This is a genomic window from Citrobacter sp. CK195 (assembly GCF_030333365.1).
Lineage (GTDB): Bacteria > Pseudomonadota > Gammaproteobacteria > Enterobacterales > Enterobacteriaceae > Citrobacter_B > Citrobacter_B koseri.
In genome coordinates this window covers 1-14,896 of the sequence record NZ_JAOWGB010000026.1, presented here as the reverse complement: position 1 = coordinate 14,896, position 14,896 = coordinate 1, and the positions used below count along the sequence as shown (strand labels likewise).

The window sequence follows — 14,896 nt, the reverse complement described above, 5'->3', positions numbered from 1 at the left end:
GGCAATATATTGCAGAACGTACTTATCCTCATCACTGTGGGTGCGTAATGACAGGTTCTCTACGGTCTGCAATATCTGACCCGCCAGCGACTGACGCTGTCTGGTTAACGTGTTGACGTAGCTGGCCTGTAAGCCATCGCGCCGGGCGTTAAAGATATTGTATTTTTCAATAGCATGATGTTTTTTGACGATATTTGTCCGGTTGGCTAACAGATACTGAGCCAGTATTTTGCTATAGCCTGTGAGCATTGCGGCATGAAATATTGTCAGCGGCATATCGCATATTCTGATTTCAATTGTGCCCAGAGCAGGCTGTGGCCTGACGTACCAGTAAATATCTTTGATACTTTTAATGATCCCGACATCGACCATCTCGTTATAAAATACGACGAACTCGTCCCAGTTATAGATGTTTTCAATCAGTTCACTGTTCAGAAAGGCGTTCTGCCCGGTAAAGCGGGAACTTGAAAAAGAGGTATCCACGCCATCCAGCCACGGCGAAGAGGCGCTGAGTGCAACTAAATGGGGCAGGTAGGGAATAAGCGCATGACACAGATAAATGGCGTCATCGCCATCCTGAACGCCAATATGAATATGCTGCCCAAATACGCAGGCCATTTTGGTGATGTAGCCATAGCGTACGGCCAGATTTTGATGACGTTGTAAATCGCTAATCACCTGTTCTCGCCAGTCGCCATCTAAATGGCGGCCGCCGCCGGTAACATCGCAGCCGTGTTTTCTGGCGACTTCCCTGACGTTACAGGCTAATAAAGATAATTCTTCATGCAGTTTAAACACCGAAGAGTGTACTGAGCTGTTCAGTTCAATCATTGACTTGGTTAGCTCATGCTTTATTTGCTGAGTGTGCGCCATATCGGCCAGCACGATATCCGCTTTATCCACCAGCCTGGTATCGTTTCTGTCGATTAACTGGAGTTCCAGCTCGGTGCCCGTCGTAAACCGCAGTGAGCGGGTAAAAGGTAGAGATACCATAATGTCCTCTGCACTGAGTTGTTGTGGTTGGCCTGAAATTCTATTGTTAAAAGTGTAGGTCAGACGGTCATGCCTGCCAGAGGTGAATCGCGGAACCCTGATTACGGTCATAAAACCATTTTATTAGTATGGTTAATTTTTTGCGATATGACGAGAGAGAGTATGCTGTAGCGCGAGGACTGCTCAGGTATTGCCGCAGCAGTGTGGCCTGTTTTTGTGGAACACTTTAACAGGAGTCATCTTATGAGCTTAGCTATTACTAAAGTCGATTATCCGGTCAGTCAGGTTCGCCGGTATTTAGAACCGGGCCCGGTTGTGTTGGTGTCATCCAAATGGAACGGGAAGACCAATATCATGACGCTGGGCTGGCATACCGTTCTGGAATTTTCTCCCTCGCTGGTCGGGCTGATGATTTCGGGCGGCAACCACAGTTTTGAGATGATCCGTCATAGCCGGGAATGCGTGATCAACGTTCCGTTGACGGATTTGGCCGAGACGGTCGTGCGAATCGGCAACACGTCCGGCGCTGACATCGATAAGTTTGCCGAATTTAATCTTACGGCACAGGAAGCCGATGAGGTTGATGCCCCGCTGATCCAGCAATGTTATGCGAATTTTGAGTGCTGTTTGTATGATGATGTGCTGGTGGAACGCTACAATTTTTTCATTTTCGAGGTCGTGAAGGCGCATGTGGCCACATCACCGGAACACCCTGAGACGATTCACTATACAGGGAAGGGGGAGTTTATGGTGTCGGGCAAGACAATGAATCTGAGCGCGCTGTTCAGGCCGGAAATGCTTATCTGAGCGTTTCCGGTGGCGCTCGTCACGGATAAATGGCAGAAAGCCCGCTAAAAAGCGGGCTTTCTGCCAGGGATCGCCTTCGTCAGTATTTTATCGGGAAGTCCGTGAAATCAGGAACAGAAATACCGGAACCCCGAGCATCGCCGTCAGGATGCCGACGGGTAATTCACGGGGCGCAAACAGCGTTCGGGCAAGCGTATCAGCCAGAACGGTAAAAGTCGCGCCGCACAGCATGGATGCCGGCAGCAGCGAACGATGGCGATGACCAATGAATATGCGGGCGATATGAGGCACGGTCAGCCCAATAAAACCTATTGCTCCGCAACATGCCACAATGACCGCAGTCAATAAGGTCAATAAACAATACAGGGCGAGCCTGATTGCGCCAACGTCCACACCAAGCGACGCTGCCGTCACATTGCCAAACGTGAGCACATCCAGCTCTATTGCCCGCCACCAGCAGAGCAGAAATATCGGCAACAGCACCAGTGCGCAAAGCAGTACCTGAAGCCAGGATGCCTGTGCAAAGCTTCCCAGCAGCCAGAACATCACCCCTCGCGTGGTGTCTGCATCCGTTTTCCAGAGCGTGGTTAATGATGTGGCGGCGGAGAGAAGCTGTGTCACGGCGACGCCGGTCAGGATAAAACGGCTGGACTGGCCGGATAGCGATTTCCGCGCCATGAAAAGCACCAGTGCGAAAGCCAGCATCGCGCCGCAGAACGCCCCGGCAGGTACAGCGGCCCAGCCCGCACTGAGACCAAGCGCAATGACCAGTACCGCGCCAAACCCTGCGCCGGATGAGATCCCCAACACCCAGGGGTCGGCAAGAGGATTACGTGTCAACGACTGGAGCACCGTTCCGGCCAGCGCTAATGCGGCACCCGCCAGCGCAGCAAGCAGGGTGCGCGGCATACGCAGAGACCATACGATCCGCTGATGAAGCGTTCCCGCTGTATCGCTATGCCAGTAGCCTGCCAGTATGGCATTTGCCACGTCCTTCATGGAAAAGGTCACCGGGCCATACATAATGGCAATGCAAAACGCCAGCATCAGGGCCGGAAACAGCATGGAAAGGCGAAAAACAGGAGAACGCAGCATGATTATTTCCAGCCAGCGATCACATAATCATCCAGGAATTGCCAGAGAGTACCCGTTTCGCTAAAACCCGCCTGGCGCAGAGCAGCGAGCTGGAATTCGACCGTGGTGGGCAGTGGTGTCGGGCGGTCTTTAAAGATAGCGGTGCGCGCGTCCATCAAATCAGCCAGCTCATGATGACGGGTGGCCGATGCAAACCAGCTATCCCAGTCCTGCACTCCCGCTGTCCAGGCTTTTTTCTGCGTATCTTCGTCATGAAGCTGGGCAATCCGTTTCTGGCATGGATTGCGATTATCAAATCGCTGATGATCGGCGTTCATGAATAAGCCATGTTCATCCAGCAGGTTAAAGATGTTGCGATAAAGCGCGACCTGCTGTTCCGGCAGCAGCCAGTGGATGGCCGTGCTGGAAACAACGGCCTGCGGTTTGTCGGTCATGGCGGCAAAGCAATCCGCTGTTGCAATATCGCCGCTGAAGAACTGAATACGGTCCTTGTATTCAGACAAGGCTTCTTTGGCCAGCGTAAGCAGAAGCGGGTCGAGGTCAATAGCCGTTACTCTTATCGCCGGAAAGCGATTCAGAAGACGCATGCTGAATGAGCCTGGACCACAGGCCAGATCCACCACATGGAATTCTTCGCCATATAGCATTGCCAGAACATCCAGCGCGGCGTTATAGCGTTCTTCACGGTGAGCGATGTAGGCGCTTTGTTGTTCGTCCCAGTTTTTCAGTAATTCGCGGGCTGGAAAGGTCATGTTGTTCCTTAGCGTGTATTTGTGTGACTAGTCGGTGAAGGGCCAGAACTGAACGCGCAGATGCGTCCATGTCATAGCCAGGTAAAATGATGTAACGTTTTGCTTTAACCGCCTTCATGCCTGCGGTGAGGGGATTACGTTCAAGAAAATCGATTTTGCTCCGGGCGCTGTCGCCATCTCCCCCCCTTTGCAGATCGCCCAGGATCAGGTAGTCAGGGTCCCGTTCGGCAATGACCTCCCAGCTCATGGCGGGCCACAGTTCAGCACTGTTATCAAAGATGTTTTTACTGCCGATGGTTTTGGTTAACAGTTCAGAAGCGCCATAACCGCCCGCCACATAAGGTGTTGCCGTACCGGAATACCACCACATGAGCGTTCTGCGTGGCAGTTTTATGCGGCTGTCAGCAGTGACCTGTTGCTTCAGTTCATTGATAAGCGCCTCTGCACGCGGCTCCACGCCATATATGCGCGCAATATTACGCAACTCGTCGTAGATGCTGTCGAAGGTTACAGGCGCAGGAGGCCCACTTTGCAGGCCATTGCACATCCCTTCAATGAGCCAGCTTCCAATTCCCCATTCAGCCATCCTTTCACGACCGGCGGTCTCCGGGCTGTTAAACCAGTAGTAGCTGCCGGAATAGATAAAATCTGGCCGGGAACTCAGCAAGGCCTCTCCTGACCAGGGCGAACTGTCGAGACGTGCTTTTAGCGGTTTATACCAGGGGGAGGGCGCGGTATCTTCATCTGGCCGATAACCGACAGCACTGATCACGGAATCTCCCAGACGTAATGCGAGCATGTTTTCCATTGCGGTCGGCATATAGACGATTGCCCGCTGTGGTACATGCTCAAACGTCCAGGAGCTTCCGCAATTCTGTAACGTAACGGGATGCGCAAAGCTGGCGAAGGTTGCCAGCAATGCGAGAGAGGCCAGGCGTTTCATCAGAAGCGCATGTTGACATAGGCTTCGTAAGTTCGACCTGGCGCAATCATTTCCTGCCCTGTATAAGTACGCTGCCAGGTGTAGAAGCGATCCGTCAGATTACGCACGCGGGTGCCTACGGTAACGTCCTTAATCACTTCATAATCGGCGTTCAGGTCGACAGTCGTGTAATCGCCCATTTTGTTTTTGTTGGCATCATCGTTATAGCTACTGCCAACATAGTGGAGCTGCGCGCCCAGCCCCAGTTTGCTAATCGGCATATAACGGCCAGAAAGGTTAGCCGTCCACTCCGGGATATAGCGCGGCTGATTGCCGGAAAGGTCCTGCGTACCTTGTTTGAAATTGTCAAAGCGTGCATGGGTATAAGCCACATTTCCCGCCAGCGCGACGCTATCCAGCGGTTTAATCAATCCGCTGAACTCGATGCCGCGCGAAGTCTGCTTGCCAACCGCATTCCATACACCGGCCTGGACAGCCGATTGCTGATAAAGATTTTTTTTCTGGAGATCGTAAACGGCCAGCTTCATTTCGCCGTGGTCGAATGTCCCTTTTACACCGGCTTCATATTGCTGAACTTCTGTAAGTGGCAGGGACGTTTGTTCAGGGCTGATAAAGAAGATATCGCTGCCGGGCTCTTTACCTGTGGAATAGTTGGCATATACCGTCCAGTTTTCGTTAATGGCCCAGCTCGGCCCAATACCAACACTCATAAAGCTATAGCTACGATTGATGGTTTTATTGTCCTGCTGGTAATTCCAGTGCATATCCAGGTTGGTATAGCGCAACTGGCTTAACAGGGCGACAGCATCAGTGATATTCAGATTGTCTTCCAGCAGCAAGGCATACTGGTTCTGAGTGATGTGACGAACAGGTGAGCGCATCTTGCCACCCGCACCGGTGCGAAAGTCATTGGAGGCGGGGTTGGTCAGCAGAACATCTTCGCCCCCCGGGAAGCCGTTAGAATAGTACTGGAATTCGCGTTTTGAAAAATCGACACCCGCAGTCACGCGGTTGGCGAATGATGCAATCGGGTGATCCCAGGTGACCATAGTACGGTTGCCCGTCAGCTTGTCATCATGAGCAAGATCGCCATAAGAATCACGGGTAACATAGCCCGCTTTGTTTGACGGGTAATAGCGTTCAACGTTCTGCCATTCGCGGAAACCTTTGTAATAGTAGAACTGGTTATCAAAGGTTACATCAGGCGTCGCATACCAGGACTGGGTTGACTGGAATGAGGTTGCCTGGCTGCGGATATGCGCATCCTGAATGTTGTTGTAGTTTACATGGCGCAAGTCGCGATCAACTTTGCCGTTGATGACAGGCGTCCCGAAATAGGGATTGCGCATATCCGTTAAGCTACGATCGATGTCAAAAGTAACCTGTGTGTTATCGGTCGGCGTCAGCAGGAGCTGTGCGCTGACGCGCTTCGGGCGACTGCGATCTTTATCAACCTGAGTGCCGGTATTTGATGCGCTTACATCCACGCGGCCAGCAGCTATACCCTCAACAAGCGTACCGCCCGCGCCGATGTGGGCGCGATGGCTGTTATAGCTTGACCAGCTATAGTCAGCTTCTACTGGCTGTCGACCAAAGGTTGCTTTACGTGATATCAGGTTGACGCTGCCACCGGCAGAACTCAGACCATTTAAAACGGAGCCTGTGCCATACAGGATGTCCACGTTTTCATAATGAACCGGGTCGGCGATTTGAATGGTGCTACCGGGTACAGCCACGCCGTTTAGCAGCCAGGAAACGCCGGAGAAGCCGCGCAGTGAAACGCTGTTTGAGAGCGTAGGTGAGCTGGTGCCGGACATGCCCGGGGCGGTTTCAACGACTTCGGTGAGCGTGCGTTTGCCCTTAGCCGTAATGGTTCTGGCGCTGATGGTTTCAGTATGGCGTGGCGTTTGCTTATCGGTCAGACCGAGACGTGAGGCTGAGCCGGATGAAAGACGTGCCGAGTCGGATTCGGCGGAATAGTCGGATACGTCACCGCCGGTGACGACGATGGTTTCATCTGCTGCATAGGCCAGAGGCGAAGTATTTACTGCTACTGCGAGAGCTATCAAAGAAGGCTTAAGTTTCATAGGTTGGCATTACATTATAATGGATATGTTATAACATAACATATTTCATAAAGAAAAAAAGTAGGCAAATGAGAACAGGTGGGAAGGGGGCTGGAGAGGTCTGTGGGGTTGTCCAAAAACGACAGGCGTCAAAAAAACCGGCAATCCTTATCAGGACAACCGGTTCAATTTAACTGCTGCTTTTAAAACGCCTCAAGACTCACTGAGATATCTCGAGACTAAAATCTGGCTCCTCTGACTGGACTCGAACCAGTGACATACGGATTAACAGTCCGCCGTTCTACCGACTGAACTACAGAGGAATCGTTGTGGAGGCTTATCTTAGCGGCGAAAAATCTTTTGTCAAACCTCATTTCCCTGGTGGCGGTTCAATTGCTGCTTCTCTCAACAGTTTGTTGCAATTGCAGACATTTTACAGGGAAAAAACTTTGCAGCTTTTTGGATTCTCCCTCATTATTTGAAATGAGGTTTCAACTTTCTTCATTAAGGTCCACTTTGAACGTCTCCGCAGCCTTACGCCAGGCCGTCTCTCGTACGCCCTGGTATGCCAAACGTAAGAGTTATAAGGTTCTTTTCTGGCGTGAAATCACCCCGCTTGCCGTGCCTATCTTTCTGGAAAATACCTGCGTACTGCTAATGGGGGTGCTGAGCACCTTTCTGGTCAGTTGGTTGGGTAAAGAGGCGATGGCCGGGGTAGGGCTTGCCGATAGCTTCAACATGGTCATTATGGCGTTTTTTGCTGCTATCGATCTGGGGACGACCGTGGTTGTGGCGTTTAGCCTGGGAAAACGCGATCGTCGTCGCGCCAGGGCCGCCGCGAGACAGTCACTGGTGATCATGACGCTTTTTGCCATCGTGCTGGCGGCGGTTATTCACTATTTTGGCGAACAGATTATTGATGTCGTGGCCGGGGAGGCGTCTTCCGAGGTGAAGGCTCTGGCGCTGACATACCTGGAACTGACGGTGATCAGCTATCCCGCTGCGGCCATCGCCCTGATTGGCAGCGGCGCATTGCGTGGAGCCGGAAATACCAAAATTCCGCTGTTGATCAATGGCGGCATGAATATTCTTAACATCATGATCAGCAGCGTCCTGATTTATGGCGTTTTTTCCTGGCAGGGGTTGGGTTTTGTCGGGGCGGGACTCGGGCTGACCATCTCTCGCTATATTGGGGCCGTCGCCATCATCTGGGTGTTGATGATTGGTTTTAACCCAGCATTGCGCATTACGTTGAAGAGCTATTTTAAGCCGCTGAACTTTACCATTATCTGGGAAGTGATGGGGATTGGCATCCCTGCGAGCATTGAATCTGTTTTGTTCAACGGTGGGAAATTGTTAACGCAGATGTTCGTGGCGGGGATGGGGACCAGCGTTATTGCCGGTAACTTCATTGCTTTTTCAATTGCCGCGCTGATCAATCTGCCCGGAAACGCGCTGGGTTCTGCATCGACAATCATCACTGGCCGACGGCTGGGGAATGGTCAGATTTCCCAGGCAGAGATTCAGCTTCGTCATGTGTTCTGGCTATCTACCTTTGGACTGACCGCGATTGCATGGTTAAGCGCGCCGTTTGCGGGACTGATGGCCTCGTTTTATACCCACGATCAGGATGTAAAAGATGTTGTCGTGGTTCTGATTTGGCTGAACGCGGCGTTTATGCCGATTTGGTCTGCGTCCTGGGTGTTGCCCTCAGGGTTTAAAGGGGCGCGGGACGCACGTTTTGCAATGTGGGTTTCGATGCTGGGTATGTGGGGCTGCCGTGTGGTTGCGGGTTATACGCTGGGGATTGTGCTTGGCTGGGGCGTTGTCGGGGTCTGGCTGGGGATGTTCTTTGACTGGGCGGTGCGCGCCGCACTGTTTTACTGGCGTATGGTCAGCGGTCGTTGGCTATGGAAATACCCGCGTCCTGAGCGTGAAGAGCGCATAAAATCGCCCGTTCAGCCTGAATCTCCAACGAAATGAAGAATATTTCGGCAAACGAACGTGTTTGTGCATTCAGGCTTTGACAATGATCGTGAGCGTCGTTAATATGCGCCCCGTTCACACGATTCCTCTGTAGTTCAGTCGGTAGAACGGCGGACTGTTAATCCGTATGTCACTGGTTCGAGTCCAGTCAGAGGAGCCAAATTTAGAAAAGCCCGCTTTTTAGCGGGCTTTTTGCTTTCCGTCATCGGCATTCAGTTCTTTCAGTGCCCGGCACGCCGGACGCTGATCGACAAACGTTGATTACCACATCAAATCATCAGGCACTTTAAAATCAGCATACGGATCTTCTTCGTCCTGCTCTTCCTGACTAAGCGCACTATTTAGGACGATACTGTTAGCATCTCGCTGTGCAATTTTATCGGCTACACTTGCGGGGATAATCGCGTATTCACATTCCCCACCGTTATCAACAACCAAACGCGCAATGGCGAGACGACCATTAATCAACTGGGCTTGCGTCGCCTTATCCACATCTATTTTTTTAATTAAGTTATTATCTGTGAAGTTAAAACCAATATCGCCTTTTGAAATGCTGATTCTATTCATTTCAATAAGTTGCTTAACCTGCGCTTTATATTCTTTGGATAAAGCCGCTTGTTTTTGTTGCTCGCTTAGCTGTTTATCACGCTCAAGTTGCGCTTTTTTATTTTCTTCCACAGCCTCTCTTGCTTCACGCGCCTGAACTCGTGATTTTTTAGCCGTTCTCTGGACTTTGGCCATTTTTTTACTGGTTACTAATCCCGCTTTTAGCATCTGCTCTTGTAAGGTGAGTTTTGTCATCTTCGTTTCTGAAACCGTTGAATAATGTATGTGATTATACCCGTAATTTTTGCGTCTGTACCTGGCGCACGCGAGCCGGAATTCTGTTTATGAATGGCGCAGGATTCCGGCACGGGATTCAGATGAATTACTTGAGCAGTTTCACCGTGGCCTCTATGTCTATCTCATCTTCCGAGAAGATTAACGTCGTTCCCTGGAAGGTGGTGATTGCCAGTTTTCTCAGCGAGCGCATTTCACCGGGCTTTGCGGCTGATTTGGGTCTGATACTACTCATCAGCACGCCCACAGACAGCACCGCGTTTTCTTTATCAATTCGGGTATCGGCTGGCACTTCTTCGCTGTAAACCAGATAAGACTTGATCGACGTGAGCTTCAGGCGCTCGCCCGCGATATAGATGTATTTGCTTTCCGGGATGACTTTCACAGCATAAGCGGATAAGCCTTTGTTATTGGTGGTGGGTTCAAAAGTCACCGCCGCGTCTTTCTTAATCAGCTCAGGGTTGGCAACCTTAATCACATGAAAATAGCGATTATCACCGTTTTCATCTTTGATAAATCCAAAACCTTTATCTTTAAACCACGTTGTGATTGTTCCGTTCATCGCCTTACCGCCTGGTTAATCGTTTATCTACTCAGTTTTTACAGCGCGCAGTGTAAAGCACAATGCCCACGCAGACCATGTCTTTGGCTTAAGTTTGGGTGATAAATGTCCATCAGACCAGGGGGCCGTTGGGGGAGGGAAGTCGCGATTGCATTTGGCCGATGGTCAGGGATGGGGAGAACGTCTACTTCACAACCCAGTTCACTGTTACATTCCATTAATGCAATTGAGTGCCATTCTCATCTATCATGATCTGCGACTCACACGATTTATGGCTACTGCAACAAGGGAGGTCGTCAGTGCTACTGGCTATCAGGTACGTCTTTGCGTCATGCCCACTTCGTATTACCGCACTTATCGTCGTTGTGTTGCTTCAGGGGCTGATACCGGCTCTCAACATCTTTATGACCGGCCAAATAATCAACACGCTGCATGCAGTGCAAACCACCGACGGCGATCTGATGCTGAGCGTTGCGGTCTGGTGTGTTTCACTCCTTGGCATGCAGCTTATGCAGCCCCTGGTCAATCTTGTTCAGGGGGATGTCACGGAGATTTCGACCAATCACTTCAGCGCTAAGATTATGTGCCGTATGAACGACTCCTTTTCCCTGAGCCTGTTTGATAATAAGGAGCGTTACGAGCAACTGGAATATTTGAAAAAAGAAGCGGCGTATCGACCGCTTAATTTCATCATCTGTATCATTTACGTTATCCGGGCAATCGTCATGGCTGGCAGTCTGCTGCTGGTTCTGATCAACTATTCAGGAGCCGGGGCGGCCATTTGCGCGCTTTCCGCCATACCGATGATTGCCATCAATATGCGTATCCAGCAGAGATACGTGCGGGATTTATTCTTCACGTCTAAAGATGCGATTGCGATGCGCTACGTATATGGCGTCAGTATGGACAAGAGTTTTTTGCAGGAGATCCGGCTTTACGGTCTTGGTAAATATCTGCTGACTAAATTCAATGCGTCCGCTCGCAATACCTATAATCGCATGCACAAACAGCGCATCCGCGCGCTAATCACGCCTGTGCCGGCCATGATGCTGAGCCTGACTATGCTGTTCGTCGGGGTAACTCTTTTTTTAAACAACTTACGCACCAGTGATATTGCCGTGAGCGCGTTGGTGATGGTGTTTCAGTCCATTGTGATGATGAAATCGCACCTCGACGAGATAGCCAATTATGGTTCGAATCTCGTCAGCATGAGCAGTTTTTTCACCCGCTACCATGCGTTTATGACGGATAAGATTGAACCGGTGAAAAACGGGCACCTTACCTTACCCGCCGAAACACCTTTTTCCCTCAGCATTCACAAACTCCGGTTTCAGTATGAGGGGCGTAATCATCCAGCCCTGAATAGGGTTAACCTTGAAATTGCCCCCGGTGAAAAGGTCGCTATTCTCGGTGAGAACGGCAGCGGAAAAACAACTCTGATTAAAATGATCCTGCGCATGTACGCCTTCAGTGAGGGGGCGGTGTCTGTGTCAGGCGTGCCGCTCGACAGGTTGGATATTGAAAGTTACCGGAACCAGATAGCCACCGTGTTTCAGGATTACGGAAAATACGAGTTCATGGTGGGCGAAAACATTGCCCTGAATAATTATGATGCAGAAACCCCGTCGTCAGCGGTTGATGAATTACTGAAAAAGGTAGGATTTCCGTATGACCAGCACACCCGGCTGGGCAAGCAGTTCGGCGGCGATGAACTCTCTATAGGGCAGTGGCAGCGGCTCGCGATTGCACGGGCGCTATACCGAAAGGCCAATCTGTTTATTTTTGATGAGTTCTCTTCATCACTCGATCCTGAAACTGAGTTCCGGCTGTTTAATGATATTCTTGCCCTGAACACAACCGTGATCGCAGTGACGCACAGGCTCGGTAATATAAAAGAGTTCGACAGGATTATCGTGATGTCTGCTGGAGAGGTCATCGAAAATGGGGACTTCACTGCGCTGATAAGCCGTCGGGGAAAATTTTACGACATGTGGCATGCGCAGTTTAAATCGGTGATGACTCAGGCAGTTTAATACTACGGGAATGGTACGCAGGTATTTGCACGTTATTCCAGATGTAACCCATCCAAATATATCGTCATTGTTCCCCGGTGTACGCCGGACAAAAGGTTCGGCATAACCATGTCCGATTTGAGCGAAAACCAGATATCAGTGATTTTCGCTCACGACAAAAAGGCTCCAGTGACAACTAATCCTCGCGTTTTTCCGCCCATTTCAGCATTGCATCAAGGGCCGGGCACAGTTCTTGCCCCCACTCGGTCAGGCGATATTCCACTTTCGGCGGCACCTGAGGGTACACCGTGCGTGATACTATGCCGTCGGCTTCCAGTTGCCGCAGTTGCTGAGCCAGCATCTTCTGTGAAATACCCGGGATCAGTTTTTCAAAATCAGAATAGCGCTGTACCTTTCCATCGAACAGATGAAAAAGAATAATTAATTTCCAGCGACCTTCCAGCAGTCGCAGCACATGCTCCACGCCGCTTGCGGCAGATTCTGGAGTGTATAACTTACTCATAATTCAGTTGCTCACTTTTTCGTGCGTACTTGTCAATTTCACAGTCTATGTTGAAAATTCCTGTACTGTAAACAACAGGAGTAAAGCGCCATGTCATTAGCCCTACCGCACGCTATTTCTGACTATTTTGCGATCAGCAACGGAGCAGATATTGCCAACGTTAAGCACTGTTTTACTGCCGATGCTGTCGTGACAGACGAAGGTAAAACGCATAAGGGACACGCAGCGATCGAGGCATGGCAACGTGCCGCACAGGCCGCGTTTGACTACAGCGTTGAGCCGGTTCAGTGCCTCACCGAAGGTCACCGGGTGACAGTCACCTCAAACGTCGTCGGTAATTTTCCTGGCAGCCCGATAGTGCTTAAACATGCTTTCGGCCTGGTCGGCGGCAAGATCAACACACTGGAGATTATCTGATGTCGTTAGATCTTGATTTTCAGGACAAACGCATACTGGTTACTGCCGGCACCAAAGGCGTCGGCAAAGCGGTCGTTGGATTATTAAAGCAACTGGGTGCCAGGGTGTTAACCACCGCGCGTCATACGCCCACAGAATGTATCGCCGACGCCTTCGTGGCGGCAGACCTGACCACGGTCAACGGGTGTGCTTCAGTAGCTGAAGCCGTTCAGATGCATCTGGGAGGTGTCGACGCCATCATCCATGTTGCGGGCGGTTCTACCTCACCAGGTGGTGGCTTTGCAGCACTGGGCGAAACGGAGTGGCAGCAGGAACTCAACCTTAATCTGCTGCCAGCGGTACGCTTAGATCGTGCGCTGCTGCCAGGGATGCTGGCGCAGGGCAGCGGGGTTATCATTCACGTCACCTCTATCCAGCGTGAACTGCCGTTACCGGAATCGACCACCGGTTATGCGGCGGCAAAAGCAGCGCTGTCGGCGTACAGCAAGAGCCTGTCGAAAGAGGTATCCCCGAAGGGGGTTCGTGTGGTTCGTGTTGCGCCCGGCTGGATCGAAACCGAAGCTTCGGTAGCGATGGCAGAGCGACTGGCGAAGCAGGCGGGAACGGATTACGAAGGCGGTAAGCAGATCATCATGAATGCACTCGGGGGTATTCCTCTTGGTCGTCCATCAAAGCCCATTGAGGTGGCGAAGCTCATTGCTTTCCTCGCGTCGTCTCATGCTGCCACCATCACCGGCACCGAATATGTGATAGATGGCGGCACCATCCCGACGGTGTAATCATGTATCTTAATCGGCCCGAATTATGAGCCGATTAAGATCGTCAGAGGCAGAAAATGGTTAATCGTAGCGTCTGTTTTGACGCAAAACAGTCTGATGTAAGTGAATAGTCTGCTATGAGCGAATAGCAGCCAATGGTTTCGAAGATGGTGCTGGCTTTTATTTAGTGTCAGTGTCCTTACGTTACAAGAATGAATGCAATATATGGGATAAACGCCGTGGTTGTGCCAATGCTTACAGAAGCCCACATGCGAATGTGGGCTTCTGGTATTACTGTTCTTCGCCTTCCTTACCGTAGTAAAGTTTACCGAGTTTGATGAGCGGCCTGCCCTGCGATTTACGGTGCATATTAGTATCACGCAGTGAATAGACGCAGCCACAATACTCCTGCTGGTAAAACTGCTCGCGTTTGCTGATCTCAATCATGCGCGATGACCCGCCCTGCTTACGCCAGTTGTAATCCCAGTATGCCATTCCCGGATAATGCGCAGCAGCGCGTTGTCCGCAGTCGTTAATCTGCTGCATATTCTTCCAGCGGGAAATCCCGAGTGAGCTGCTGATCACGCTGAACCCATGTTCCGCGGCATACAGCGCGGTGCGTTCAAAGCGCATATCAAAGCACATGGTACACCGAACACCGCGCTCAGGCTCCCACTCCATCCCTTTCGCACGCTCGAACCAGTTGTCGGTGTCGTAATCCGCATCAACAAAAGGCACGCCGTGTTTTTCGGCAAAACGGATATTCTCCTCCTTACGGATGAGGTACTCCTTTTGCGGATGAATATTAGGGTTATAAAAGAAAATTGTGTAATCAATGCCCGAGGCCTGAATCGCCTCCATGACTTCCCCCGAACAGGGCGCACAGCACGAGTGCAGCAGTAGCTTGTCTGCGCCGTTCGGCAGCGTCAGTTGCGGGCGTTTAAAATCAGCGTTCTTCATAAATGGATGCTTTGGCAATAGTGAAACTTTCAGGAATTTTAGCATTCACATCGGCGATAACGAAATTAAGAAGTCGCTGTTGTCGTTGAACAAAGGTTTGCTGAGAAGCATCTGAAACGGTCGACAAAATCTGACCGCGATTTGAGAGCTGGTCAGAACAATTAAACTTCCGCTCCTGGCAC

Annotated in this window: 16 protein-coding genes and 2 tRNA genes; 7 read left to right on the top strand and 11 right to left on the bottom strand. The window is 50.9% G+C overall.

Annotated features, from left to right (window positions below):
• Positions 1-993, bottom strand: a 993-nt coding sequence (locus tag OGX93_RS17625) for a YbdK family carboxylate-amine ligase (protein ID WP_286487821.1), incomplete at its 3' end; no start/stop codon positions are given.
• A 243-nt stretch (positions 994-1,236) separates the two neighbouring features.
• Between OGX93_RS17625 and OGX93_RS17620 the strand changes: the two genes are divergently transcribed.
• The gene (locus OGX93_RS17620) at positions 1,237-1,800 is read left to right on the top strand and encodes a flavin reductase family protein (protein ID WP_012131804.1); all 564 of its coding nucleotides are present in this window, start codon (positions 1,237-1,239) and stop codon (positions 1,798-1,800) included.
• Positions 1,801-1,887: 87 nt separating this feature from the next.
• On the opposite strand, the gene OGX93_RS17615 is transcribed toward OGX93_RS17620, so the two are convergent.
• From OGX93_RS17615 to OGX93_RS17595, 5 genes are all read right to left on the bottom strand, one after another.
• On the bottom strand, positions 1,888-2,865 hold the full coding sequence (locus OGX93_RS17615; protein WP_172958466.1) for a FecCD family ABC transporter permease: 978 nt from the start codon (positions 2,863-2,865) through the stop codon (positions 1,888-1,890).
• 32 nt (positions 2,866-2,897) lie between these two features.
• Positions 2,898-3,647, bottom strand: coding sequence for a class I SAM-dependent methyltransferase (locus OGX93_RS17610; RefSeq protein WP_286449138.1), 750 nt, complete (start codon positions 3,645-3,647; stop codon positions 2,898-2,900).
• A complete protein-coding gene (locus OGX93_RS17605; protein WP_286449137.1) occupies positions 3,577-4,590 on the bottom strand; it encodes an ABC transporter substrate-binding protein in 1,014 nt (337 codons plus the stop codon). Before OGX93_RS17605 ends, OGX93_RS17610 begins: the two co-directional genes overlap by 71 nt.
• Complete coding sequence (locus OGX93_RS17600; protein WP_286449136.1) at positions 4,590-6,677, bottom strand: TonB-dependent siderophore receptor; 2,088 nt, start codon at positions 6,675-6,677, stop codon at positions 4,590-4,592. The genes OGX93_RS17605 and OGX93_RS17600 overlap by 1 nt, the downstream gene beginning before the upstream one ends.
• A gap of 226 nt (positions 6,678-6,903) precedes the next feature.
• Positions 6,904-6,979 (bottom strand) — tRNA-Asn (locus OGX93_RS17595).
• 6 nt (positions 6,980-6,985) lie between these two features.
• Between OGX93_RS17595 and OGX93_RS17590 the strand changes: the two genes are divergently transcribed.
• The 3 genes from OGX93_RS17590 to OGX93_RS17580 all read left to right on the top strand — a co-directional run bounded on the left by OGX93_RS17590 (position 6,986) and on the right by OGX93_RS17580 (position 8,802).
• Entirely contained in the window at positions 6,986-7,138 is a 153-nt protein-coding gene (locus tag OGX93_RS17590; RefSeq protein WP_153257545.1) for a DUF5951 family protein, read from the top strand.
• A 1-nt stretch (position 7,139) separates the two neighbouring features.
• Complete coding sequence (locus OGX93_RS17585; protein ID WP_286449135.1) at positions 7,140-8,639, top strand: EmmdR/YeeO family multidrug/toxin efflux MATE transporter; 1,500 nt, start codon at positions 7,140-7,142, stop codon at positions 8,637-8,639.
• 87 nt (positions 8,640-8,726) lie between these two features.
• Positions 8,727-8,802, top strand: a tRNA-Asn gene (locus OGX93_RS17580).
• Positions 8,803-8,903: 101 nt separating this feature from the next.
• Here OGX93_RS17580 and OGX93_RS17575 read toward each other — a convergent pair.
• Together OGX93_RS17575 and OGX93_RS17570 are read right to left on the bottom strand one after the other, a co-directional pair.
• Positions 8,904-9,443, bottom strand: a complete 540-nt coding sequence (locus OGX93_RS17575; protein WP_012131810.1) for a DUF2058 domain-containing protein — start codon at positions 9,441-9,443, stop codon at positions 8,904-8,906.
• A 127-nt stretch (positions 9,444-9,570) separates the two neighbouring features.
• Positions 9,571-10,044: a cold-shock protein gene (locus OGX93_RS17570; RefSeq protein WP_012131811.1), complete on the bottom strand. Its 474-nt coding sequence runs from the start codon at positions 10,042-10,044 to the stop codon at positions 9,571-9,573.
• 299 nt (positions 10,045-10,343) lie between these two features.
• Here OGX93_RS17570 and OGX93_RS17565 point away from each other — a divergent pair, with 299 nt between their 5' ends.
• Positions 10,344-12,077 (top strand): ABC transporter ATP-binding protein, encoded by a 1,734-nt coding sequence (locus OGX93_RS17565; RefSeq protein ID WP_286449134.1) that lies wholly within the window; start codon positions 10,344-10,346, stop codon positions 12,075-12,077.
• 175 nt (positions 12,078-12,252) lie between these two features.
• Here OGX93_RS17565 and OGX93_RS17560 read toward each other — a convergent pair whose 3' ends face one another.
• Positions 12,253-12,579 (bottom strand): winged helix-turn-helix transcriptional regulator, encoded by a 327-nt coding sequence (locus OGX93_RS17560; protein WP_012131813.1) that lies wholly within the window; start codon positions 12,577-12,579, stop codon positions 12,253-12,255.
• 90 nt (positions 12,580-12,669) lie between these two features.
• Here OGX93_RS17560 and OGX93_RS17555 point away from each other — a divergent pair, with 90 nt between their 5' ends.
• Both OGX93_RS17555 and OGX93_RS17550 read left to right on the top strand, forming a co-directional pair.
• A complete protein-coding gene (locus tag OGX93_RS17555; protein WP_286449133.1) occupies positions 12,670-12,996 on the top strand; it encodes a nuclear transport factor 2 family protein in 327 nt (108 codons plus the stop codon).
• Complete coding sequence (locus tag OGX93_RS17550) at positions 12,996-13,775, top strand: SDR family oxidoreductase (protein ID WP_199976057.1); 780 nt, start codon at positions 12,996-12,998, stop codon at positions 13,773-13,775. Before OGX93_RS17555 ends, OGX93_RS17550 begins: the two co-directional genes overlap by 1 nt.
• Before the next feature lie 270 nt (positions 13,776-14,045).
• Here OGX93_RS17550 and OGX93_RS17545 read toward each other — a convergent pair whose 3' ends face one another.
• Both OGX93_RS17545 and OGX93_RS17540 read right to left on the bottom strand, forming a co-directional pair.
• The gene (locus tag OGX93_RS17545; protein WP_024130285.1) at positions 14,046-14,714 is read right to left on the bottom strand and encodes an epoxyqueuosine reductase QueH; all 669 of its coding nucleotides are present in this window, start codon (positions 14,712-14,714) and stop codon (positions 14,046-14,048) included.
• Positions 14,701-14,896, bottom strand: a 196-nt coding sequence (locus OGX93_RS17540; protein ID WP_286449132.1) for a hypothetical protein, incomplete at its 5' end; no start/stop codon positions are given. The genes OGX93_RS17540 and OGX93_RS17545, both read right to left, overlap by 14 nt.

What these genes read in the sequence shown, in the direction of transcription:
- OGX93_RS17620 (WP_012131804.1), top strand. Translation starts at nt 1,237, where the DNA reads ATGAGCTTAGCTATTACTAAAGTCGATTATCCGGTCAGTCAGGTTCGC.
- OGX93_RS17615 (WP_172958466.1), bottom strand. Translation starts at nt 2,865, where the DNA reads ATGCTGTTTCCGGCCCTGATGCTGGCGTTTTGCATTGCCATTATGTAT.
- OGX93_RS17610 (WP_286449138.1), bottom strand. Translation starts at nt 3,647, where the DNA reads ATGACCTTTCCAGCCCGCGAATTACTGAAAAACTGGGACGAACAACAA.
- OGX93_RS17605 (WP_286449137.1), bottom strand. Translation starts at nt 4,590, where the DNA reads ATGAAACGCCTGGCCTCTCTCGCATTGCTGGCAACCTTCGCCAGCTTT.
- OGX93_RS17600 (WP_286449136.1), bottom strand. Translation starts at nt 6,677, where the DNA reads ATGAAACTTAAGCCTTCTTTGATAGCTCTCGCAGTAGCAGTAAATACT.
- OGX93_RS17585 (WP_286449135.1), top strand. Translation starts at nt 7,140, where the DNA reads ATGAGGTTTCAACTTTCTTCATTAAGGTCCACTTTGAACGTCTCCGCA.
- OGX93_RS17575 (WP_012131810.1), bottom strand. Translation starts at nt 9,443, where the DNA reads ATGACAAAACTCACCTTACAAGAGCAGATGCTAAAAGCGGGATTAGTA.
- OGX93_RS17570 (WP_012131811.1), bottom strand. Translation starts at nt 10,044, where the DNA reads ATGAACGGAACAATCACAACGTGGTTTAAAGATAAAGGTTTTGGATTT.
- OGX93_RS17560 (WP_012131813.1), bottom strand. Translation starts at nt 12,579, where the DNA reads ATGAGTAAGTTATACACTCCAGAATCTGCCGCAAGCGGCGTGGAGCAT.
- OGX93_RS17555 (WP_286449133.1), top strand. Translation starts at nt 12,670, where the DNA reads ATGTCATTAGCCCTACCGCACGCTATTTCTGACTATTTTGCGATCAGC.
- OGX93_RS17550 (WP_199976057.1), top strand. Translation starts at nt 12,996, where the DNA reads ATGTCGTTAGATCTTGATTTTCAGGACAAACGCATACTGGTTACTGCC.
- OGX93_RS17545 (WP_024130285.1), bottom strand. Translation starts at nt 14,714, where the DNA reads ATGAAGAACGCTGATTTTAAACGCCCGCAACTGACGCTGCCGAACGGC.